At 38.3% G+C, this 21005-nt stretch carries 20 protein-coding genes; 9 read left to right on the forward strand and 11 right to left on the reverse strand.

What is annotated here, in order from left to right; genetic code table 11:
- Positions 1-26 precede the first annotated feature (26 nt).
- Positions 27-803, forward strand: coding sequence for a TatD family hydrolase (locus tag R3F25_08425; protein MEZ5496842.1), 777 nt, complete (start codon positions 27-29; stop codon positions 801-803).
- On the opposite strand, the gene R3F25_08430 is transcribed toward R3F25_08425, so the two are convergent.
- Genes R3F25_08430 through R3F25_08440 form a run of 3 tightly spaced genes read right to left on the reverse strand, consistent with a single transcriptional unit; the run spans position 791 to position 2566 of the window.
- On the reverse strand, positions 791-1447 hold the full coding sequence (locus R3F25_08430; GenBank protein ID MEZ5496843.1) for a CAP domain-containing protein: 657 nt from the start codon (positions 1445-1447) through the stop codon (positions 791-793). The two genes, R3F25_08425 and R3F25_08430, sit on opposite strands and share 13 nt — an antisense overlap.
- A 4-nt stretch (positions 1448-1451) precedes the next feature.
- A complete protein-coding gene (locus tag R3F25_08435) occupies positions 1452-1817 on the reverse strand; it encodes a cupin domain-containing protein (protein ID MEZ5496844.1) in 366 nt (121 codons plus the stop codon).
- The gene (locus tag R3F25_08440) at positions 1814-2566 is read right to left on the reverse strand and encodes an SDR family oxidoreductase (protein ID MEZ5496845.1); all 753 of its coding nucleotides are present in this window, start codon (positions 2564-2566) and stop codon (positions 1814-1816) included. Before R3F25_08440 ends, R3F25_08435 begins: the two co-directional genes overlap by 4 nt.
- A 79-nt stretch (positions 2567-2645) precedes the next feature.
- Between R3F25_08440 and R3F25_08445 the strand changes: the two genes are divergently transcribed.
- Positions 2646-3305 carry an SDR family oxidoreductase gene (locus R3F25_08445; GenBank protein ID MEZ5496846.1) on the forward strand — a complete coding sequence of 220 codons (660 nt, stop codon included), beginning with the start codon at positions 2646-2648 and terminating at the stop codon, positions 3303-3305.
- Between the two features lie 4 nt (positions 3306-3309).
- Positions 3310-4005, forward strand: coding sequence for an HAD hydrolase-like protein (locus R3F25_08450; protein ID MEZ5496847.1), 696 nt, complete (start codon positions 3310-3312; stop codon positions 4003-4005).
- On the opposite strand, the gene R3F25_08455 is transcribed toward R3F25_08450, so the two are convergent.
- On the reverse strand, positions 3998-4588 hold the full coding sequence (locus tag R3F25_08455; GenBank protein MEZ5496848.1) for a YhgN family NAAT transporter: 591 nt from the start codon (positions 4586-4588) through the stop codon (positions 3998-4000). The two genes, R3F25_08450 and R3F25_08455, sit on opposite strands and share 8 nt — an antisense overlap.
- 15 nt (positions 4589-4603) lie before the next feature.
- Positions 4604-5431 (reverse strand): outer membrane protein assembly factor BamD, encoded by an 828-nt coding sequence (locus R3F25_08460; protein MEZ5496849.1) that lies wholly within the window; start codon positions 5429-5431, stop codon positions 4604-4606.
- A 52-nt stretch (positions 5432-5483) separates the two neighbouring features.
- Between R3F25_08460 and rluD the strand changes: the two genes are divergently transcribed.
- On the forward strand, positions 5484-6494 hold the full coding sequence (rluD, locus tag R3F25_08465) for a 23S rRNA pseudouridine(1911/1915/1917) synthase RluD (protein MEZ5496850.1): 1011 nt from the start codon (positions 5484-5486) through the stop codon (positions 6492-6494).
- Between the two features lie 18 nt (positions 6495-6512).
- On the opposite strand, the gene R3F25_08470 is transcribed toward rluD, so the two are convergent.
- Entirely contained in the window at positions 6513-7598 is a 1086-nt protein-coding gene (locus R3F25_08470) for a hypothetical protein (protein ID MEZ5496851.1), read from the reverse strand.
- Positions 7599-7744: 146 nt separating this feature from the next.
- Between R3F25_08470 and pgeF the strand changes: the two genes are divergently transcribed.
- Positions 7745-8431 (forward strand): peptidoglycan editing factor PgeF, encoded by a 687-nt coding sequence (gene pgeF / locus R3F25_08475; protein ID MEZ5496852.1) that lies wholly within the window; start codon positions 7745-7747, stop codon positions 8429-8431.
- 92 nt (positions 8432-8523) lie between these two features.
- Complete coding sequence (gene clpB / locus R3F25_08480; GenBank protein ID MEZ5496853.1) at positions 8524-11097, forward strand: ATP-dependent chaperone ClpB; 2574 nt, start codon at positions 8524-8526, stop codon at positions 11095-11097.
- Positions 11098-11225: 128 nt separating this feature from the next.
- Here the strand turns inward: clpB and R3F25_08485 are convergent, their stop codons facing one another.
- On the reverse strand, positions 11226-12647 hold the full coding sequence (locus R3F25_08485) for a hypothetical protein (GenBank protein MEZ5496854.1): 1422 nt from the start codon (positions 12645-12647) through the stop codon (positions 11226-11228).
- Between the two features lie 162 nt (positions 12648-12809).
- Here R3F25_08485 and R3F25_08490 point away from each other — a divergent pair, with 162 nt between their 5' ends.
- A complete protein-coding gene (locus tag R3F25_08490; GenBank protein ID MEZ5496855.1) occupies positions 12810-15104 on the forward strand; it encodes a winged helix-turn-helix domain-containing protein in 2295 nt (764 codons plus the stop codon).
- Positions 15105-15122: 18 nt separating this feature from the next.
- Here the strand turns inward: R3F25_08490 and R3F25_08495 are convergent, their stop codons facing one another.
- Positions 15123-15686, reverse strand: coding sequence for an adenylate kinase (locus tag R3F25_08495; GenBank protein ID MEZ5496856.1), 564 nt, complete (start codon positions 15684-15686; stop codon positions 15123-15125).
- 135 nt (positions 15687-15821) lie between these two features.
- Between R3F25_08495 and R3F25_08500 the strand changes: the two genes are divergently transcribed.
- Positions 15822-17081, forward strand: a complete 1260-nt coding sequence (locus R3F25_08500; protein MEZ5496857.1) for a 6-phosphofructokinase — start codon at positions 15822-15824, stop codon at positions 17079-17081.
- An 8-nt stretch (positions 17082-17089) separates the two neighbouring features.
- Entirely contained in the window at positions 17090-17782 is a 693-nt protein-coding gene (locus tag R3F25_08505; protein ID MEZ5496858.1) for an aspartate/glutamate racemase family protein, read from the forward strand.
- 48 nt (positions 17783-17830) lie between these two features.
- Here the strand turns inward: R3F25_08505 and R3F25_08510 are convergent, their stop codons facing one another.
- From R3F25_08510 to R3F25_08520, 3 genes are all read right to left on the reverse strand, one after another.
- Positions 17831-18811, reverse strand: coding sequence for a cytochrome-c peroxidase (locus R3F25_08510; GenBank protein MEZ5496859.1), 981 nt, complete (start codon positions 18809-18811; stop codon positions 17831-17833).
- A 96-nt stretch (positions 18812-18907) separates the two neighbouring features.
- A complete protein-coding gene (gene rarD, locus R3F25_08515; GenBank protein MEZ5496860.1) occupies positions 18908-19795 on the reverse strand; it encodes an EamA family transporter RarD in 888 nt (295 codons plus the stop codon).
- Positions 19796-20135: 340 nt separating this feature from the next.
- Positions 20136-20945 carry a hypothetical protein gene (locus R3F25_08520; protein MEZ5496861.1) on the reverse strand — a complete coding sequence of 270 codons (810 nt, stop codon included), beginning with the start codon at positions 20943-20945 and terminating at the stop codon, positions 20136-20138.
- Between the last annotated feature and the right edge of the window lie 60 nt (positions 20946-21005).

The raw sequence follows: 21005 nt of genomic DNA on the forward strand, positions 1-21005 counted from the left end.
AAACTTTCTGAATCAAGAATGAACAGATGATAGACATTGGAGCGAATTTAACACACGAAAGTTTCAAAAAAGATATTGAAGATGTCATAAAAAGCGCAGTCGATGCCGGAGTAACAGCGATGATTGTGACTGGCTCGAATGAACAATGCTCCAGAGATGCGTTTGCTTTAACTCAGGAATTTCCGGATTATTTATATTCAACAGTTGGCATCCATCCTCATCATGCCGATGAATATACCGGTGAAACGGAAGATCTAATTCTAGAATTAATTAAACACAAAAAAGTGGTTGCCATCGGTGAAACCGGCTTGGATTATTTTCGAGATATTTCACCACGTCCGGCACAAATTTTCTCTTTTGAACAACATATCAAACTGGCAATAGAAACTCAATCACCCATGTTTTTGCATCAAAGAGATTCTCATCCAGACTTTTACCCTATACTCAAAGAACATAGAGACAATCTCGAAAATGTCGTTGTTCATTGTTTTACCGATAATAAACACGCTCTTTTTGATTATCTGGATTTAGACTGTCATATTGGCATCACAGGTTGGATTTGTGATGAAAGACGAGGATTACACTTAAGAGAACTAGTGAAAAACATTCCTTCAAGCCGCCTGATGATTGAAACCGACTCTCCATATCTAATTCCCAGAGATTTAAAATTAAAAACTCGAAGGAATGAACCACAGCACTTACCTCATATTGCTAAAGTGGTTGCCACATTACGAGGTGACGACTTAAGTGTTTTTATCCAGAGGTGTGAAAAAACCACTAAGGAGTTTTTTCATTTATCTTGATGTTTTGGTTTGATTTTTGAGTCTTTATTGATATGAGCATCCATATTTTTCTGTATTCTTATTTTTCTCATATCTTCCGCATCCGGTAGAGGTGTATTTCTAGGAACAATTCTAAAGCCGATTTTTTTCTTATCATTGTCATCTTGCAGTGAAGTGATATAAACCACCCAATAATCTTCGTGATAAGTCGATTGATTAAAAAAATATCCCACGCCAATTTGATCCTGATTCAGGAAAAATTGATTCTCTCCCAACAGATGATTTTTATGAGGAAGACTTGCTAAAAAATTCTCAAATGCTTTCTGTGCTGTCTCAGCACCGCCTTGTAACGATTCAACCTGATTCCCCAAAATACTATAACTGTATGGAAGTTTGATTCCTTCTTTTGTAAGGAGTTCGTTGGGGGTTATATTATTCAATGTATGAGCAACTAAATTCGCATCCGCCATAAGTTCAGCTTTTTTCATAGCGACAACACTTAGTTTTTCATTACATACCAAAAACTCTCTTCTCTGTTCGAAGTATTCAATGATTAGTTTTGCAAGCTCTCTCGACTTTTCATCTGTTCCACAGCCGGAAAAATCTTTGTTTGCCTGAACAATACTTATAGAAAAAAGAAAATAGAAAAATACAATTAATTTCATAAACTCATTTGGACTCAATTATGAGATAAACAACAGTGGTATCACCAACATTCAGCACTTTATGCCAGTCCGTTCCCGAGCTGTTAAAATAACTATTGGTTTCAAGATTTACTATTCGTGTTCCTTTGCTGTCTTCTATCTGCATCCGACCACCGGATATGGCATATCCAAAATTGGAGTTGTGTTTATGCTTTTCATGGCCGACGCCAGGAGGAAATGTGCATCGAAGAATTTGTTGTTGCTCATCTTCTGATAACATCTCACAAACATCCTTACCTTTCCAACCTGCTTCCAATGGACCTTTTAGGCTTTCAGCAAATAAACTGTCAGGTCTAAAAAGACATAATAACAGCACTAATATTTTTATCAAATCAACAATCCTCCGTCAACTGGAATATTCGTACCTGTGATATATCCCGCTTCATCGGAAGCGAGGAATAGAAAAATTGGAGCAATTTCTTCGGGTTGAGCCATCCTGTGCATTGGAATTAGTGGAAGAATTTGTTTAAGCATTGTCTCATTCTGAGTTAAAGCGGATGCAAATTTCGTATCAGTTAATCCTGGTAATACAGCATTAACACGAATGTTTTGAGGAGCACATTCACGCGCAAAGGCTTTCGTCATGGAAATAATCGCAGCCTTAGAAATCGAGTAAATCCCTTGCATAGGAGCGGGAGATACTCCATTAACTGATGCTGTATTAATAATACAACCTCCGCCATTTTTACGCATGGATTGTCCGGCGAGCTGACTCATTAAAAAGTATCCTTCGATATTGACTTCAACAGTCTTTTCCATTGCTGAATAGGGCGTATCCAGAATGTGTCCGAAATAGGGATTGGCTGCTGCATTATTGACCAGAATATCTAACTTGCCAAATTTGCTTTCAATAGTTTCAAACAAGCTTTGAATCGAGCTTCGGTCACCAATATGGCATTCCACCGCAATCGCATTTCCACCCTGACTATTTATTTCTTCAGCTACGCGGTCAATTCCCTCTTGCCTGCGGCTGGAAACTATCACATTCGCACCCGCTTTCGCATATAGTTTCGCCACTTCTTCACCGATTCCCCTCGATGAACCCGTCACCAATGCCACTTTATTTTTTAGTGAAAACATCTTGTCCTCTTTATTTTGAATACACGATATTGTATAACATTATGGTTAAATTGACTTCAATATAAACTCAGGAATAAAAATGAAAACAGCTTTAATCACAGGAGCCAACCGCGGAATTGGTTTTGAGTTAGCAAAACAACTACAACAAAAAGGCTATCATATCATAGCCGCTTGTAGAAAAACATCACAGCAGTTACAACAACTCAAATGCCAAATTGAAGAAAACTTTGACGTCACAAATGCAGCGAGTATAAAGAATTTAGCAGATAAATTATCGAATCAAAAGATTGACTTACTCATCAACAATGCCGGCCTCTTACAAGGCATGTCTCTGGAAGATTTGAACTATGACTCTATCAGAAAACAATTTGAAGTGAATACACTCGGGCCTTTAAGAGTGGCAGAAAATTTTATTCCATTGATGGCAAATAACTCAAAACTAGTCATTATAACCAGCCGCATGGGCTCGATTACTGATGGTTCCGGTGGACAATATGGCTACCGAATCAGTAAAACTGCTGTAAATATGGTTGGCAGTTGTTTAGCTCACGATTTAAAAGGAAAAGGGATTGCTGTCGGATTACTCCATCCCGGATATGTCAAAACAGAAATGACCGGTGGAAGCGGGTTTATTAACGCCGATGAATCTGCCAGAGGCTTGATTGCTCGAATCGAAGAGCTAAATCTGAAAAACTCAGGTTCATTCTGGCATATGGATGGAACTGAATTGCCATGGTGAGTCTATGTACAAAAATATAAAAGTCATTGGTTTTGATGCAGATGACACCCTTTGGGTGAATGAAACCTTTTTCCGTGAAGCAGAATTAAAGTTCGGACAATTGATGCAAGGTTTTGAAACCATCAATCAAGTCGATCAGGAATTGTTTAAGATTGAGATAGCTAATTTACCGATTTATGGTTATGGAATTAAAGGCTTTATTTTGTCAATGATGGAGGCAGCTCTGGAGTTATCAAACTATCAAGTCACTCCACAAACCATGCAATCCATTGTGGACATTGGCAAAGAAATGTTAAACAAACCGGTTGAATTATTGGATGGTGTGGAAGAAGTCCTCAATCAACTATCAAAAACACACCGTCTCATTCTGGCAACAAAAGGTGACTTACTGGATCAAGAACGCAAGTTGGAAAAATCCGGGCTGATAAAATACTTTCATCATATCGAAGTCATGAGCGATAAAAGGTCTTGTGATTATCAGAAACTATTAAATCACTTGGACATTGAGCCACAGCAGTTTCTTATGGTTGGAAACTCGTTGAAATCAGATATTCTTCCACTCGTTGAGATTGGAGCTCATGCGATTCATGTTCCTTTTCATACAACCTGGCAACATGAGCAAGTTTGTCCAAGTACGATTAAAGGAAAAAATTATCAGACTGTTAATGGTATTTTAGAGATATTGAAATTTATCAAATAATACTGTGTAAGAATGTTTTGATTCCATCTAAAAACATTTGCACTGCAATCGCAATCAGAACCATTCCCATCAATCTTTCGATGGCAATCATCCCGCGTTTTCCCAGATAATTCTGCATGGCTGTTGCAGAGAAAAGAATGATTGCCGATAAAAACCAGGCAATGAACAAAGCAATTGATAAATCCATCAGTTTATCAGGATATTGACTCACCAGTAATATCAATGTTGCTAATATCGAGGGTCCGGCAACCAAAGGAATGGCGAGTGGTACAACGAGCGGATCACCTTCGATTTCTTCATCACCATACTGTTTGCTTGCTGGAAAAATCATCCGTAAAGCAATAATAAACAAAATAATTGCGCCGGAAATCGAGACCGACTCCTGTTTGAGGTTTAATGCTGCTAATATCTTTTGTCCAAAAAACAAAAACAAATAGAGAATCACCAGAGCAATTATCAATTCTCGAGCCAGTGTCCTGTAGCGTTTATTGCTTTTCTCTAAATAGCTGAGGAATATCGGGATATTTCCCAACGGATCTAAAATCAGAAACAGCAGTATTGTTGCTGAAAGGATATCCATAATGGTTTCAGACTGTTTCTATTTGCCAAAAATCCACAAATCTTTAAACGAAAAAATCTTCGTTTCTAAATCCAGTTCTCCACCTTGAAGATAACTGTGATTAGGAAAATTCTTTTCAAGTACAGCGACATTTGCATCAGCCAATTCCGATTGACCCAGTTGTTTATATGCTTCTGCAGAAACCGCTAAAGCATCAGCAACAGAGTTAGATTCCTGGAAGGATTCAATCACAAACTTACACCTGTTGATGGCTGCAACATAAGCCTGACGACGTAAATAATATTTAGCAACTTGCAATTCATAGGCTGCCATGTGATTTCTTAGATAGATTAAGCGTTGCTCTGCATCTTCTGCATATCGGCTTTTGGGGTATCTTTCGATAAAGGTCTTCAATGCGACAAATGCCTGCCGACCATTTTCAATATTACGATCCATGCTCGGATCAGGATTCACTCTTTGCATAAGTGACTTTTCACTTTCAAAATATACCAAACCTTTTAAATAATAAGCATAATCAATGTGTTCGTGCGCAGGATAGTTTTTAATAAAACGATCCAATGTCGAAATAGCTAGCTCAGTATCATAATTTTTATAATACGAGTAAGCCAACTCCAATGTTCCTTGCTCGGCATGGCGACCAAAAGGATATTGGTTTCTTAAGTGCTTATATTGAAAAATCGCAGCATCCCACATACCCAGGTCCATATATTTTTTGGCTTTGTTATACAAGGTTTCTGCACTGTATTTTGTCACCTCAACAGAGGTGGAGTCTTTTTTATTTTTCTTACAACCGGTAACTGAAGCGATTAGAACAAAAATAATTAATAAAGAATAAATTTTTTTCATTAATACATTATCGACAAATATAAACTCCGACATAATACTGTAAAATACAGCAATGAACCAACAAAATATACAATTTATCAGACAAAACATTCAGGTGGCTATTGAGAAATCAGGGACAAGACTGGATCATTTTTTAGTTGAAATCTTTCCTGAGTATTCACGCTCCGCCATTCAAAAGTGGATATCTGATGGTCAGGTTCGAGTCAACTCTGAGATTTCAAAAGCGAAAACCAAACTCAAAGGCTTTGAGATGGTTGATATAGATGTAGAACTAAAGTCCAATGTGGAGAACTTACCTCAGGAAATTGACTTAAACATCATTTTCGAAGATGACTCTTTGCTGGTTATTAACAAACCCGCAGGAATGTTGGTTCACCCCGGAGCCGGAAATCCTGACGGAACATTGTTAAATGGCCTACTTGCACACAACAATAGCCAGTCACTTTTACCACGAGCCGGAATTGTTCATCGTTTAGATAAAATGACCAGTGGTTTGATGGTTGTTGCAAAAACCACTCAAGCCTATAATTCACTTGTTGGGCAACTGAAAACTCATACTGTTGCAAGAGAATACTTCGCTATTGTTAAAGGTGTCTTAAATAAACCAAATGTTATTGACTTACCCATTGGCAGACATAAAACCCAACGAACCAAAATGGCTGTCACAGTCAATGGCAAAAAAGCAGTCACACATTTTAATATTGTTGAAAACTTCAAGCACTATACTTCGCTTAAAATCAACCTGGAAACTGGCAGAACACATCAAATCCGCGTTCACATGCATTATGTTGATTATCCTCTTTTAGGAGATCCGGTTTATGGGAACCCTTTACGAGTGGCTCCTGATTTGGAAGAAGGACTTAAAGATGTTGTTAGGAGCTTTCCAAGACAGGCTTTACACGCCAAATTACTATCTTTTATTCATCCGAAAACAGGCAAACAAGTAACTTTTAAAAGCAAACTACCAAATGATATTTTGGATTTATTGGATGAATTAAGAGACTTTGACAGTTTCAATACAAATGAAGATGATGGAGACTGGGAGGTTTTTTATCCTGAATAAAATAAAGAAGTGGTTTTACTAAACCTGATTTTTTCTTCCGGTAACCAATACAATACCAAAGAGTAGTACTGCTAATGCTAACAAGTTATTAACCGGAACAACTACCAATACACCGGCAATACTTTGAATACCGTAGTTATTTGAATTGTCAATATCATTATCAGCGGTTACGGTTATCTCAGGTTTAATATTTCCGCCTGAAGTAATTTTAGTCGATAATACACAATTTAAAGAATCACTTGAGGCTATGTCCTGTACGCTCAGAGAACTGATAGCATCCCTTTCCAAAGTGTTTGTTCCATCATCACAAGAAAACTCTTGTAGCTTCAAATTACTACCAATTTGAGTATTCAAAACTACATTGGTTGCATTTCCGGAACCTAAATTTGTCACAACGATATTGAACTGCAAATCATCGTGCAACTTAAGCTCATCTCCATAGTCCTCAACCGAAAAGTCAACAGACAAGTCCGAACCTGCTTCAGCACCTTGAACAAACATGCAATTATTATTTGCTACCAAATCTATTCCATGAACTTTTAATGTTCCAGACGTGTATCTGGCATCAACAGAGTTATTCAAATCATCAATTTTTTCATAGAACTGTGTCAAAAACACACCATCAGCTAAAGAAGCTACATCAGATAGACCATTATCGGTAATATCGAGAATTCCATTGGAACTGAATGATTCTGTTCCTGAAAATTCATTACCGGCACCTAAAACCAATCTCAGACCATCATCTCCGGCATTGGAGTCGCTGAAATAAATCACAGCCTCAGAGAGGTAGCTTCCTGAAACTGTTTGAATAGTGACATTGTTGTATTCAACGCCAGTAATCATTGATCCACTGAAGCAATGTGCCTGGACATTATTTGCACTATCTTTGCCATCCCATGACTCTACATGATATTGCGAGAAATCAAAGGTTACAAAAGAGTTAGGCTGACTATTGACCGATTGAGTAGAGTTTGTCCCCTCTGTGCCACTAGACTTTGATAATACAGTTTCAATTTGAACACCTGATTTTTCCGCAGACACCGAACACACGCCAAAAGCCATCATTGTGGCAAATAGAGCAATATTGTGTTTGAGTTTAATCATTTTAAATAAGGTATTACAAATCTGAGAGACAGTTGATGAAATTATAATAGAGCAAAATGAATAAAGGTAGTGTTAAATTGCAATTTCTTCTATAATTTCAAATTATGCTAATAAAAACAGATATTTTCAAGGCAAACCTCATACAAATGTTACAAACCACAAGAGTTGGTGGTTATAGTGACAAGCCTTATGACAGTTTGAATCTGGGTGTTTTTGGTAAAGACCCGAAAGTGATAGAAAATATTGAGTTTTTAACACATAAGAATTCACTACCTCACTCTCCGGTTTTTATGCAGCAAGTTCACACAGACAATATTGTTGAATACACTAGCATCCCACAAAAACACGGTCAATTTCAAGCTGACGCCTGCTTCACTCGCCAGAAAAATATCATTTGTGCAGTTCTTACAGCCGATTGTTTACCTGTCTTGATTGCCGACAAAAACGCAACTGTTGTTGCTGCAGTTCATTGTGGTTGGAAAGGGCTATTTTCCGAAATTTTGCCAAAAACAATTTCAAAAATGAAGGTCAATCCCGCTCAATTACAATGTTGGCTTGGGCCTTGTATTTCATATAAACCTTATGAAGTCAGTGATGGTTTTCGCCAAAATTTTACCACGAAAGATAAAGAATACGCCCATTGTTTCTATCTGGATGCCAAAAACAAGTGGCATGCGGATTTGAAAAAAATTGCTGTTTATCAATTACAGCAACTCGGTGTAAAAGAGATTGTTCAATCGCCATATTGCACTTATGATAATAAAGGCCTATTCTACTCTTATCGTCGTGATGGTGAAACCGGTCGGATGGCGAGTATGATTTGGTTGAGTTAGGAAAATATTTCACCGTACCAACACTCCAGCCGGTTGATTTTTAACAGAAAATCCACATATTTCTTTCAGTTATAAAATTTTAGGTGAAAGAAATGCAAATCGATAAATTTACCAGCAACTTTCAGCAAGCCATTAGTGAAGCGCAGTCCATAGCGGTGGGAAAAGGCAACAATATGGTGGAAACATCACATCTGCTTTTTGCCCTATTGAACCAAAAAAATTCGAGTACCCGCTCATTACTCACAAAAGCCAACGTCAATGTCGCTGCGTTAGAGAATGATTTGGAAAAAATCATTGATGAATTGCCAAAAGTAAGCGGTAACGAAGGTCAAGTCAACTTATCAAACGACTTGGTTCGCACGTTAAATATCTGTGACAAACTTGCACAACAACGCAATGACACTTATATTTCAAGTGAATTATTTGTGCTTGCTGTGTTGCAAGCTAAAGACCGAACTGCCAAAGCATTGAACGATGCCGGAGCGATTCAAGGTGAAATTGGCCGAGCCATTGACACTCTCAGAGGAGGTGAATCCGTGAACGACCAAAATGCTGAAGAAAATCGTGGTGCGTTGGATAAATACACCATAGATTTAACGGCAAAAGCCGAGAAAACCAATCTCGATCCGGTGATAGGTCGGGATCAGGAAATCCGTCGAATGATTCAAATATTATCACGAAGAACCAAAAACAACCCGGTTCTCATTGGAGCGCCCGGTGTCGGGAAGACCGCGATTGTTGAAGGTTTGGCTCAACGAATCGTCAATAACGAAGTCCCCGAAGGAATGCGAAACAAACGTGTTTTGGCTCTGGATTTAGGTTCGTTGATTGCCGGTGCAAAATACCGCGGAGAGTTTGAAGAGCGCTTAAAAGCATTACTGAAAGATTTATCCAAACAAGAAGGGAATGTGATTTTGTTTATTGACGAAATGCACACATTAATTGGTGCAGGAAAAGCTGAAGGCTCAATGGATGCCGGAAATATGTTAAAACCGGCTTTGGCTCGTGGGGAATTGCATTGTATTGGTGCAACCACTCTGGATGAATATCGGGAACATGTCGAAAAAGACAAGGCTATCGACCGTAGATTTCAAAAAATTCTAGTCGATGAGCCATCGGTTGAAGACACGATTGCGATTCTTCGCGGACTCAACGAGCGTTATGAAGTTCATCATGGAGTTGAAATCACCGATCCGGCAATTGTTGCTGCTGCAACATTATCTCATCGCTATATAACCGACAGAAATTTGCCGGACAAAGCGATTGATTTGATGGACGAAGCCGCCAGTCGCATCCGCATGGAAATCGATTCCAAACCTGAAAAACTGGATCATTTAGAACGTAAAATGATTCAGCTTAAAATTGAGCGTGAATCTCTCAGAAAAGAAACAGATGATGCCACCAAAAAGCGTTTGCAAGAGTTGAACGACCGAATTGACGTGATGGAAAAAGAATTCGCGGATTTAAGTGAAGTCTGGAAAGCCGAAAAAGCAGCCGTTGCCGGTACAACACACTTAAAAGAAGCTCTGGAAAATGCCAAAGCGGAACTGGAAACAGCCATGCGTAGCAATGATTATGCCAAGATTTCAAAAATCCAGTATGGTGATATTCCTGAACTGGAAAAACAAATCGAAGCTGCAAGCAAAGCGGAAGAAAAGGAGTTTACCTTACTCAGATTCCGTGTCACAGAAGCTGAAATTGCTGAAGTCGTTGCCAAGTGGACAGGAATTCCGGTCAATAAAATGATGCAAGGTGATAAGGATAAGTTATTGAATATGGAAAAACATATTCACAAACGTCTGATTGGTCAGGATGAAGCGGTGGTTGCTGTTTCGGATGCGATTCGACGTTCGCGTGCCGGACTTTCAGATCCCAAACGTCCGATTGGCTCGTTCTTGTTCCTTGGTCCAACCGGTGTCGGTAAAACCGAACTTTGTAAATCTCTGGCAGATTTCATGTTTGATTCCACCGATGCGATGGTGCGAATCGACATGTCCGAATTTATGGAAAAACACTCTGTGGCTCGCCTGATTGGAGCTCCTCCGGGTTATGTCGGTTATGAGCAGGGCGGTTATCTGACAGAAGCAGTTCGTCGCAGACCCTATTCTGTGATTCTGCTGGATGAAGTCGAAAAAGCTCATCACGATGTGTTTAATATTTTGCTGCAAGTATTGGACGACGGACGATTAACCGATGGACAAGGTCGTACTGTTGACTTTAAAAATACTGTGATTATCATGACCTCCAATTTGGGTTCGGATATCATTCAGGAAAAAATCAATCACGCTTATGCGGATATAAAATCTTCGGTGATGGAAGTGGTCGGCAGACATTTCAGACCCGAATTTATCAACCGTGTGGATGACATAGTCGTATTCCATCCATTAAGCAAAGATAATATTCGTAAAATTGCCGCTTTACAAATCAAATCTCTGGCAAAACGTCTGTTCACCCGTGACATTAAACTTAATGTCACAAAAGAGGCGTTAGATTACATCGGCGAACTCGGTTACGACCCGGTTTACGGAGCCAGACCACTGAAACGCGCCATCCAGGATGCTTTGGAGAATCCATTATCAAAAGCTCTGTTATCCGGGCAATTTAACAACGGTGACTCCATCGAAGCTATTCTCGAAAATGGTCAGATAATTTTTATTAAAGAATAGTCAATTACAAAACTAAAATGACAAGGGGCACTTATTGTGTCCCTTGTTATAAACATAAAATCAACTCATATTGTTGGTTATTTTGGAGAATAAACAGTTTTGCAATATGAGTTGAGTTGCCTTTGATGTTAATCAAAACTATTTTTGAAGATAATATCGTTGTTGCCTGTACCCTTGAGTCTTGCTACTGCAATTTTTTCGACTGCGTTATTGTTAGTAGCAGTACCTGTCAATAGCACATTATCATTTGGGTCTATTGTTACAGCATACGCAGAATTAACAATCTGAGCTCCTACTCCATTAAAGGTAATATCTGATCTGCCATTTCCATAGACACCAAAGTTGTTGTCTATGGAGTAACTGCTTGTTCCGTTTGTTACACTAATCGAGTTCAACTGCATCACTCCCATGTTGATGTAAGACACATCATCAGGATAAATATTACCTGTTAATACAAGTTTGAAATCAGGGTCGGTAAATACTGCATCCCTACACGAAGAGTTTTTGCTCAAGTTTGGATTAAGATTAAAATTAAAAATATCCCCCACCGGTTCACCGGCATTGGTATCTTCTGTATTGATATAGGTAATTGCGCAGTCATCATCTTGGCTCCCCATATGATTGTCATACCCTACAAATATGAACTCATCGGAGCCTGGTTTTTTTATTGCATTATTAACAAATGAATCCCTACTGTCATTGTAAACATATTTTCCATCACTTGAAAAACTGGTATCTAGACTTCCGTTAAAGTTCATTTTTATAATAACAGGTGATTCGGAATGATCGTTCTCATCAACACTTCCTAATATCCAGAACCCATGAAGTATTTTATAAGCTCTGGAACTATTCCCCATGTCAATAATTAACTTGCCGTTAGTGCCAAATCCTGTATCTAATGAACCATCACTTGCAAGAATCTTTGTTACTGAAATGTCGGTACCACTGGAACTGTTGGCTGCATAACCGGCAATATAGATAGAACCACCCGTATAAATCGCTGAGAAAGCAACATCCTCATCGGTTCCTCCGTTATCGAAAGCAATTGTTTTTTGACCATTTGTGCCAAAACTTAGAACTGGATTACCAGATGAATCCAGCTTAGCAACAGCAAAATCAGTATCATCATTGTTGAAATGAGCATATCCAATTGCATATATATTGCCGGAATCATCGACTGAAATATCATGAAGAAAGTCTTTATGTGTTTCCGTCCCTCTGTTAAAAGCGATGATTTCTGTTCCGCTAAAACCAAAACTGGTATCAATGTTTCCATTATGCAATATTTTAGTAATGAATATATCGGTAGTGTCTTCATTTGTATGATAAGCATGACCGCCAACGAGCATAGCAGGGTCGCCACTCCCCGAATAGGAATAAATGGCTGTACCAAACTCATTGCCTTCACCCATGGGTGGAATAGTTCCAAGATTTTGTTCTATCAGAACCCTGCCATCACTATCAAAAGTTTGATCCATGGTTCCTGCACCTTGCTGAGCATAAGATATTGTTGCACTTAGTAATGACAAACTAAAAATTAAATGTTTCATGTTTATTCTCCAATCAGTTTAAAAACTGTTTTCAATTATGAAAAATATGAAAAATTCTTGCTCGACATTTACTCGATTTCATCTCGACAACTTAACGACAAGCGATAAAAACCTGTGATATACTGCAAAACGATTCAGTTTTTGATGGGAGAGAAGAAGCCAATGACACATTCTTATACTTTTTTTGATTTCATTCTGAAACCGGAAGAATTAAGCTTGTATCATAGAAATAATCGCTTAGAACTCGGCTTAAAAGGCTACAAACTGCTTGTAACTTTAGTTGAGAACCATAACAAATTAGTACCCAAAGATGATTTGATTGCATCAGCTTGGGACAATCAAATTGTCACCGACGGCACTCTCAGTAAACAAATTGAACGAATCAGGCAGGCATTATCCGATCATCACCCGGATGAAGTGTTTATTGAAACTGTTCGAGGAATTGGTTATAAATTCATCCCCAAAGTCACAGAAATTAAAGACCGGCGAAACGAACTAAAAAAGTGGAAAAAAACCATTGCCTCAGTCAGTTTGATTCCTTTGATTGTATTATTGTATTTTTACCCTTTTGGTTCCAATCAACAACCGGAACACAGCATTCAAAGTAAACCTTTCAATTTGGCGGTCATTCCATCAGCTCAGGGGGATGAATTTATCAAAATCGGGGGTATTTCCTATTTATCAAATTTACTGGATAAAAACCCGCAGATTCTATCACTCTCACCTCAATCAACATGGTTCACTCAAACGGATAAGCAAAAGGTGGCCATTGAATTACAAGATAGCAAACAACTGGACTATATTTTATTGGTTGATTTGACGGAAATAGACGATAAAAAAATTACCCAGTTGCAACTTAAAAATTACAAAGACATTGATATTAAGAAAGAAATAACAACCAGTGATTACAAGGCTCTTTTTTCTCAAACTAACAACTGGGTCAGAGAACAACTCAAAATAAACAAGCAGGACACTAACTCTGATTTCAATAGAAATTTATCTGATGACAGTTTTGCTTTGGAAAGTTTTTTGCGGGGATTAAAAGAAAGTACAAACAGAAACTACAGCAAAGCCATCGATTATTTTCAAACGGCCATTAACCAAGATTCAGCCTTTGATTTGGCCTGGATTCGCATGGCAGAAGCACAGATTTTATCCTCTGATTACAACTCCGCATCAGCAATTTTAGATGTTCTTTCAGTTAAAAATGTCCAGGATGAAGAACTAAATCTTTGGATACAATCCCTTAAAGCCAATGTATTGGTTTATTCCGAGCAATCTTCTGAAGCTGAAGCACTGATTGAATCAGCTCTAATATTGGCTGACAAATTGAAAAACACCAAAATCACTGAAAAACTGTTGTATCTGCAAGCAACTATTTTCTTACAAAAAAGTGAGTTTGACAAAGCGATAGACAGCACATTGAAACAACGAAAACTTCTTGAGAAAAACAACAATGACAAGAGCCGTATTTCGCGAGTTGACAATAATCTGGGCTATCTTTACAACTATGCAAAAGATTATATCAATGCTGAAAAGTACATCCGCTTAGCTTTAACAGATTTTGAAAAAGACAATCATATTTCCGGCATGTTCAGCAGTTACATTACATTAGCCGGAACCCTGTATCAACAAGCCAAATTTGAACAAGAAGAATTCTATATCAATAAAGCTGAGGGGTTATTGGATCTCGTAGAAAACAAAAGATTAACTCTGGCATTCTTTGAAACCAAAGCCTATTTACAAATCGAAATGGGTAAACACACAGAACTGTCAGAGACGATTTCAGAAATAGAGAAACTTTCCTTGGAACTGAAAACAGATGAGCCCCAAATACTTGCACACGGAGTTAAGTTGGAGTTGGCGACAAGAAAGTCTGATATTGAAAAAATAAAACTGCTCATTCCGGTTGTTGATGAGTTTGCAGAAAAAATAAAAACCACTCAACCAATTATCCAAACACAAATGCTCTTCAAATTGATTGATTCAACTTTGTTGACAGATGATAAGGAATTAACAGATCGCTATTTTTCTGAATTAAAAACCATTTCTGAGGAACAGACAAATTGGTTAGAAGAAACTCAATATTTACAAGCAATATTTTTTCTGGAAAGAGAAAACATCGAAGAAGTCCAAAATCTTCTGCAAACACTTTTAAGTGATTGTTTACGAAAAAAGCATCATTTAAATGCTCTTAAATATTCAGAAAAACTTTTAGAGCTGGCAGTGAAAAATAGTGATTTCACCGAGGTTGAAAAAGTTTTGAATCAGATTTCTCCCATCAAGCCAATGATCTACCCATTCCCAAAATTTAACGCTCAATTAGCAGCTCACAAAGAAGATTATTTCCAAGCTGCCAGTTTGATGCAGGAACTAAGAAACACTTCTAATGAATGGTGGAATATCGAAGACCAACTGTTGCTGGAATCTTATTTGAATGAGGTGAAAAAACAATAATCACCCCATTTAATTTTTCTAAAATCTTAATACTGCAAGAATTCTTTGTTGAACCTGCTCAATCCCACCTTGGCCGAGGATTTCACTTAAAATTCCGTGCTCTTTATAGTGATTAACCACAGGAGCTGTTTGGTTTTCATAAACCTTGATACGGTCACGAACCACTTCTTCTGTATCATCCGAACGCCCTTCCAGTTCAGCGCGTTTGGCAATTCTGGCGACTACTTCCTCAGGGTCGACCTCAATTAAAATCGCGTGTTCAGCAGGCATGTTGATTTCATGCAATAAATTGTCCAGCATATCAGCCTGTACCAGATTTCTAGGGAAACCATCCAGAATAAATCCGCTTTTGGCATCATCTTCTTCTAATCTTTCTTTCAACATTCCAAGTACAATATCATCTGAAACCAGCTGACCTTTGTCCATTACAACTTTTGCAGCTTTACCCAATTCGGTCCCTGCAGCAACTGCTGCTCTTAATAAATCACCGGTAGATATATGCGGAATATTGAATTCTTCTTTTAATATTTTAGCTTGTGTGCCTTTTCCTGAGCCAGGCGCGCCCAATAAAACCAATCTCATTTATAGAATCCTGTGTTATATTAGATAGTGCTTATAAAAGCGATTCGGGTGTGATAAAGTAACGCCTGAGGTTCAGTAAGTCAACCTTTTAGCCACAATTGCCAGGTTTTTAACAACTAAAAATGAGTAAACACAATGACAAAAAAGAATGCCCTTTACTGCCAGTCCGGCGGAGTGACTGCTGTTATCAATGCAACTGCCTGCGGAGTTATTGAGACAGCAAGAAAATACAGCGACAAAATCGGCACGGTTTACGGAGCCAAAAACGGTATCATCGGAGCTCTGCGTGAAGAATTAATAGACACTTCATTTGAGTCTGATGCAGACATTGCAGCATTAAAACACACTCCTGGTGGAGCCTTTGGTTCGTGTCGTTTTAAACTCAAGGATATGCAGGAACAAAGAGCAGAATACGAGCGTCTGATTGAAGTTTTGAGAGCCCATAATATTGGTTATCTTTTTTATAATGGTGGAGGCGATTCATCTGACACAGCTTTTAAAATTTCTAAAATGGCGGATGAAATGGGGTTTCCAGTCAATTGTATCGGCGTTCCCAAAACCATCGATAACGATTTACCAATCACCGACACCTGTCCCGGCTTTGGAACCACAGCAAAATACATCGCGACATCAATCATGGAAGCGTCGCTGGATGTGGAATCGATGGCTGAAAGCTCCACCAAGGTATTCATCATGGAAGTGATGGGTCGTCATGCCGGCTGGATTGCGGCAGCCGGAGGACTGGCAGGTAAAACTCACGATGAACCACCGCAAATCATTTTGTTCCCTGAGATTCCATTCGATAAAGAAGCCTTTCTGGCGAGAGTCAAATATTCGGTTGAAAGCTATGGTTATTGTTCAATTGTTGTTTCTGAAGGTGTGCAGGACGCTGACGGTAAGTTTCTGGCTGATGCCGGAACCGTCGATGCTTTCGGACATTCGCAATTGGGTGGAGTTGCGCCTGTGATTGCCAATATGGTGAGAGAAAATCTGGGTTATAAATACCATTGGGCGGTTTCCGATTATCTGCAAAGGTCCGCCAGACACTTAGCATCTCAAACTGATTTTGAACAAGCCTATGCCGTGGGTGCCGCTGCGGTAAAATTAGCAATTGAAGGGCAAAACGGCGTTGCTCCAGTTATAAAACGTCTTGCTGATAAACCCTATCAGTGGGAAATCGCTACAGCACGACTGGCAGATATGGCAAATGTTGAGAAAATGTTGCCAAGAGATTTTATTACCGAAGACGGATTCGGGATTACGGAAAAATGCAGAACCTACATACAACCTTTAATAGAAGGAGAAGCCTACCCTCCTTATGAAAATGGTTTGCCAAAATACATCCGTTTACAGAAAAATATGCTTGATAAAAAACTTCCGAAATTTGATATTTAACCTCTGTAATGAAAACAATCGGATTACTAGGTGGAATGAGTTGGGAGAGCACAGTAGAATACTATCGCCTGATTAATGAAGGAATCAAGAGTAAATTGGGTGGCCTGCATTCAGCACAAATTGCGATGTATAGTGTTGATTTTGAACCAATCGAACAGCTACAAAAGTCCGGTGAATGGGAATCCTCTGGTGAAATTTTAGCGGATGCTGCAAAGAAAATTGAATCTGCAGGAGCTGATTTTCTGCTAATCTGCACAAACACCATGCATAAAGTTGCTCAGCAGATTGAAGCAGCTATTCAGATTCCGCTCATCCACATTGCAGATGCAACCGCGGAAGAGTTAATAAAAAACAATATGCAGTCTGTTGGTCTTTTAGGGACAGTTTTCACTATGGAACAGGATTTTTATAAAGGTCGTTTACAGGATAAATTCGGACTGAATGTGGTTATTCCTGAAAAAGCTGACCGAGAAATTGTCCATAAAGTGATTTATCAAGAATTGTGTCTTGGAAATGTTCAAACAGATTCTCGCAACGAATATCTCAGAATCATCAAGGATTTATCAGAACAAGGAGCACAAGCTGTGATTTTGGGTTGTACTGAAATCGGCATATTAGTGAAACAATCTGATACAGAAATTAAGTTGCTTGATACCACAGCAATTCATGCCCAAAAAGCCGTTGAGATGGCTATCAGTTAAGTAGAAATTGCCCGAATTATTCAATTCGGGCAATTCAATCCATAGATTCTATTTATAAGGTTCCGGTTTTGGCGTTGAGGGCACAGATGGAGGAAGCTGTGGCAAATCAAACGATGGTTGCTCACCAGTCAGAGTTTTAAGGAATGCAACGATTTGTTCAGTTTGTTCCTGACTAAATTCTCTTCCGAGCTGGATTTCACCCATGACATTGACCGCTTTTTCCAAGGAATCAACAGCACCATCATGGAAATACGGATAGGTTAGTTCGATATTTCTCAATGTCGGAACTTTGAAAAAATACTCTTCAGAGTCATTATTGGAAACAGCCGCCCGACCAATGGCAGGATTCGATGTTTGGTATTTTTTAATCAAGCCCATTTTTTGGAATGAAGTTCCACCCAAGGCCTCTCCGTTATGACAACCGACGCATCCGCTGTTTTTGAAAAGCTGATAACCTGCCAATTCTTTTTCAGAAATTGCATTTTTATCACCAAGCAACCATTGATCAAAACGAGAACCAGGGGTTACAAGTGTTTTTTCAAATTCAGCAATAGCGGATGTGATATTTTCTGTGTTGATGTTACCATTATCAAAAACTAACTTAAATTCACTCACATAGCCCGGAATACTGCTGATAACATTGATAGCCAGCTCATGAGTTGATGCCATTTCACCCGGATTTGCAATCGGTCCTCCGGCTTGCTCTTTCAAATCTTTAGCTCTGCCATCCCAGAATTGAGCAATGTTAAAACTGGAATTTAAAACCGTTGGTGCATTAATTGGACCTTTATGCCACGCATGACCGATTGAAGTCGGCAGATTATCTGTTCCGCCCATACTTAGGTTGTGACAAGAGTTACAAGATATAAATCCAGATTTAGACAACCTTGGATCAAAATATAGTTTCTTCCCGAGTTCCATAAGTGCTAAATTGATGTCATTGGCAGGTTGAATTGGTTTCACTGGTTCTGCAGACCATGCAATATTTGAGATTAAAATAGTGGTTATTGCTATAATTTTGGATTTCATGGCTCTTTCCTTTTTATTATATTAGAAAACTCTAATATAAGGTTTGGAGTGAGATTTTCCAATGTTTTTTACAAAATTACTGAATATTTTTATGGCTTAATTAAAACCTGAGCGAACCAATCGCTTGAATGGTTTCCAACTAACAATAATCAAAGCCAGCCAAATTCCTCCAAAAGCAACTTGATAACCAAAAGTAAAGTCTTCGCCATAAAAAATAACCGCAACCAGAAAACTTAAAGAAGGACCGATGTATTGCAAAAAACCGATGAGTGTTAAGGACAATCTATGTGCAGCGTAATTAAAACTAACTAAAGGCAGGACCGTTACAAGACCGGCAAAAAACAGAAGTGAATATATAAGATTTGTCGGTGTTACATAATTTGACTGTGGAGCAAAATACAAAAGATAAACAATAGCCGGAATGATTAGTATTAATGTTTCCCAAAACAGACCAATCAATGGTCTGACTTGAAGTTTTTTTCTAATTAAACCATATAACCCAAAAGTAATTGCCAAAAATAATGCTATCCAGGGTGGTTGCTTGAGGTAAATTCCCAGATAAATTGTTACTCCGCTGGCTATAAGAACCGCAACAACTTGAGGCTTGCTCAGTCGTTCCTGGAGAAACAGCATTCCAAGTAATATGTTTATCAAAGGATTGATGAAGTATCCAAGTGACGTTGCCAGAATTTGATCGTGAGTGACCGCCCAAACAAAAACTACCCAATTGCTGGAAACCAAAAGTCCGCTGATACACAGCACCAAAAACTGTCGAGGTGAAATCTTCATCGCTTGGAAGAGTTTTTTATGATCTCTGATAAGCAGGAAAACAAATAAAAAAAACGCTCCCCAAATAATCCGATGTGCAATAATTGAAATCGCCGGAACTTCCTTGAGAAATTTAAAATAAACAGGTGCTATGCCCCAAAATAAGAAGCAAAATACTCCGGCAGCCAAGCCTTTTTGATGTTCATTCAAAGACATCAGCGGATTGTAACTGATGTCTGAATGAAGTGTTACAAAAAACTAATAAAGCAGAACTACATGATGTGGCTCTGCAATGAATACTTATTTTTCACAAGTTAAGTTTTCTGTAGATTCTGGATTATTTGGGTCATTCGGATCTAGCCCCGTACCATCTCCTTCGCCTTGTGAAGTTGGAAATATTAAATCAAAGATAGATTTATGTTCAGGTTGGCAATCATTGATTAAGGTAGAGTTTTCAGGATTGTTGGGGTCAAGGCCGGTTCCATCTCCCTCTCCTGCATAGACAGATGTGTTAGAAATTAAAAAAAAATAGAATTAGTGTTTGCTTTTTCATGGTTTATACCTCTTTTTCATTGTCAAAAATAAAAGTTGAAATCCCAATCTCGTTATTTAGGTCTTCAACTTCCTTTGGTGTGAGATCCGTCTCTTCGTAACTATCAATTAGTGCTTGATATTCACGAAAATGCTTCCTTGTTAACTCTCTTAACTTATCCGTTAGTTTTCTCCTATTTTCCGGTTTTATCAATGTAGAAAAATATGATGCCTGGAATAAGGTTTCTTCATTAGTTTTTGCATGATAATTGTGCTGAATTGTGTTAGACATCCTCGCCATACTTATCGCAAGCGTGTTTATTATTGATGCTTTATCACGCAATCCTTTTCTACCTAATGAGCTTATAAACTGTATATACTCACCTTTCTTTTTTACTTTTCCTGATGAAATCAGAATATCTAAGACCGTTTTTGAGGTGATGATATTATCTTGTGGTTTAACCCTGTTAAATGTCGATGTGTAAGATCCAAATTTTCCATAGATTGGAATAAGTCCATCATCATATTTTTTTGAAAGTTTATGTAACTCAGCAAGCAATACAGTTTGATGCATGAACTTACTATTGCTTTTAGAGTGTGTTTCTTTTTCTTCCAGGTATTTTTTTACTATGTGCCTGGAGAATCCGGTTGTTAGATAGACTGAGGATTTAGTTTTGGTTTGTTCGTAAGCATGGGAGATGTAGTGAGAAATAAAATCCTCAACTACATCATTTCCATCTATGCCTAAGTCGAATAATAGAGAACTTAAACTTTTATAGAAATTCGTGGGTAGTTTGGACTTTTCAAATTCTTGAGAAGTAAATATGTTCTCCATGTGAATAATTTATCGCAACTTTTTACGATAGTCTATCAATTTTTATAAAAAAACACCAAA

It is taken from the genome of Gammaproteobacteria bacterium (assembly GCA_041395445.1).
Classification (GTDB): Bacteria; Pseudomonadota; Gammaproteobacteria; order Xanthomonadales; family Marinicellaceae; genus NORP309.

What these genes read in the sequence shown, in the direction of transcription:
- rluD (MEZ5496850.1), top strand. Translation starts at nt 5,484, where the DNA reads ATGAACCAACAAAATATACAATTTATCAGACAAAACATTCAGGTGGCT.
- rarD (MEZ5496860.1), bottom strand. Translation starts at nt 19,795, where the DNA reads ATGTCTTTGAATGAACATCAAAAAGGCTTGGCTGCCGGAGTATTTTGC.
- R3F25_08500 (MEZ5496857.1), top strand. Translation starts at nt 15,822, where the DNA reads ATGACAAAAAAGAATGCCCTTTACTGCCAGTCCGGCGGAGTGACTGCT.
- R3F25_08445 (MEZ5496846.1), top strand. Translation starts at nt 2,646, where the DNA reads ATGAAAACAGCTTTAATCACAGGAGCCAACCGCGGAATTGGTTTTGAG.
- R3F25_08510 (MEZ5496859.1), bottom strand. Translation starts at nt 18,811, where the DNA reads ATGAAATCCAAAATTATAGCAATAACCACTATTTTAATCTCAAATATT.
- pgeF (MEZ5496852.1), top strand. Translation starts at nt 7,745, where the DNA reads ATGTTACAAACCACAAGAGTTGGTGGTTATAGTGACAAGCCTTATGAC.
- R3F25_08505 (MEZ5496858.1), top strand. Translation starts at nt 17,090, where the DNA reads ATGAAAACAATCGGATTACTAGGTGGAATGAGTTGGGAGAGCACAGTA.
- R3F25_08460 (MEZ5496849.1), bottom strand. Translation starts at nt 5,431, where the DNA reads ATGAAAAAAATTTATTCTTTATTAATTATTTTTGTTCTAATCGCTTCA.
- clpB (MEZ5496853.1), top strand. Translation starts at nt 8,524, where the DNA reads ATGCAAATCGATAAATTTACCAGCAACTTTCAGCAAGCCATTAGTGAA.
- R3F25_08450 (MEZ5496847.1), top strand. Translation starts at nt 3,310, where the DNA reads ATGTACAAAAATATAAAAGTCATTGGTTTTGATGCAGATGACACCCTT.
- R3F25_08485 (MEZ5496854.1), bottom strand. Translation starts at nt 12,647, where the DNA reads ATGAAACATTTAATTTTTAGTTTGTCATTACTAAGTGCAACAATATCT.
- R3F25_08520 (MEZ5496861.1), bottom strand. Translation starts at nt 20,945, where the DNA reads ATGGAGAACATATTTACTTCTCAAGAATTTGAAAAGTCCAAACTACCC.
- R3F25_08430 (MEZ5496843.1), bottom strand. Translation starts at nt 1,447, where the DNA reads ATGAAATTAATTGTATTTTTCTATTTTCTTTTTTCTATAAGTATTGTT.
- R3F25_08440 (MEZ5496845.1), bottom strand. Translation starts at nt 2,566, where the DNA reads ATGTTTTCACTAAAAAATAAAGTGGCATTGGTGACGGGTTCATCGAGG.
- R3F25_08490 (MEZ5496855.1), top strand. Translation starts at nt 12,810, where the DNA reads ATGACACATTCTTATACTTTTTTTGATTTCATTCTGAAACCGGAAGAA.
- R3F25_08470 (MEZ5496851.1), bottom strand. Translation starts at nt 7,598, where the DNA reads ATGATTAAACTCAAACACAATATTGCTCTATTTGCCACAATGATGGCT.
- R3F25_08495 (MEZ5496856.1), bottom strand. Translation starts at nt 15,686, where the DNA reads ATGAGATTGGTTTTATTGGGCGCGCCTGGCTCAGGAAAAGGCACACAA.
- R3F25_08425 (MEZ5496842.1), top strand. Translation starts at nt 27, where the DNA reads ATGATAGACATTGGAGCGAATTTAACACACGAAAGTTTCAAAAAAGAT.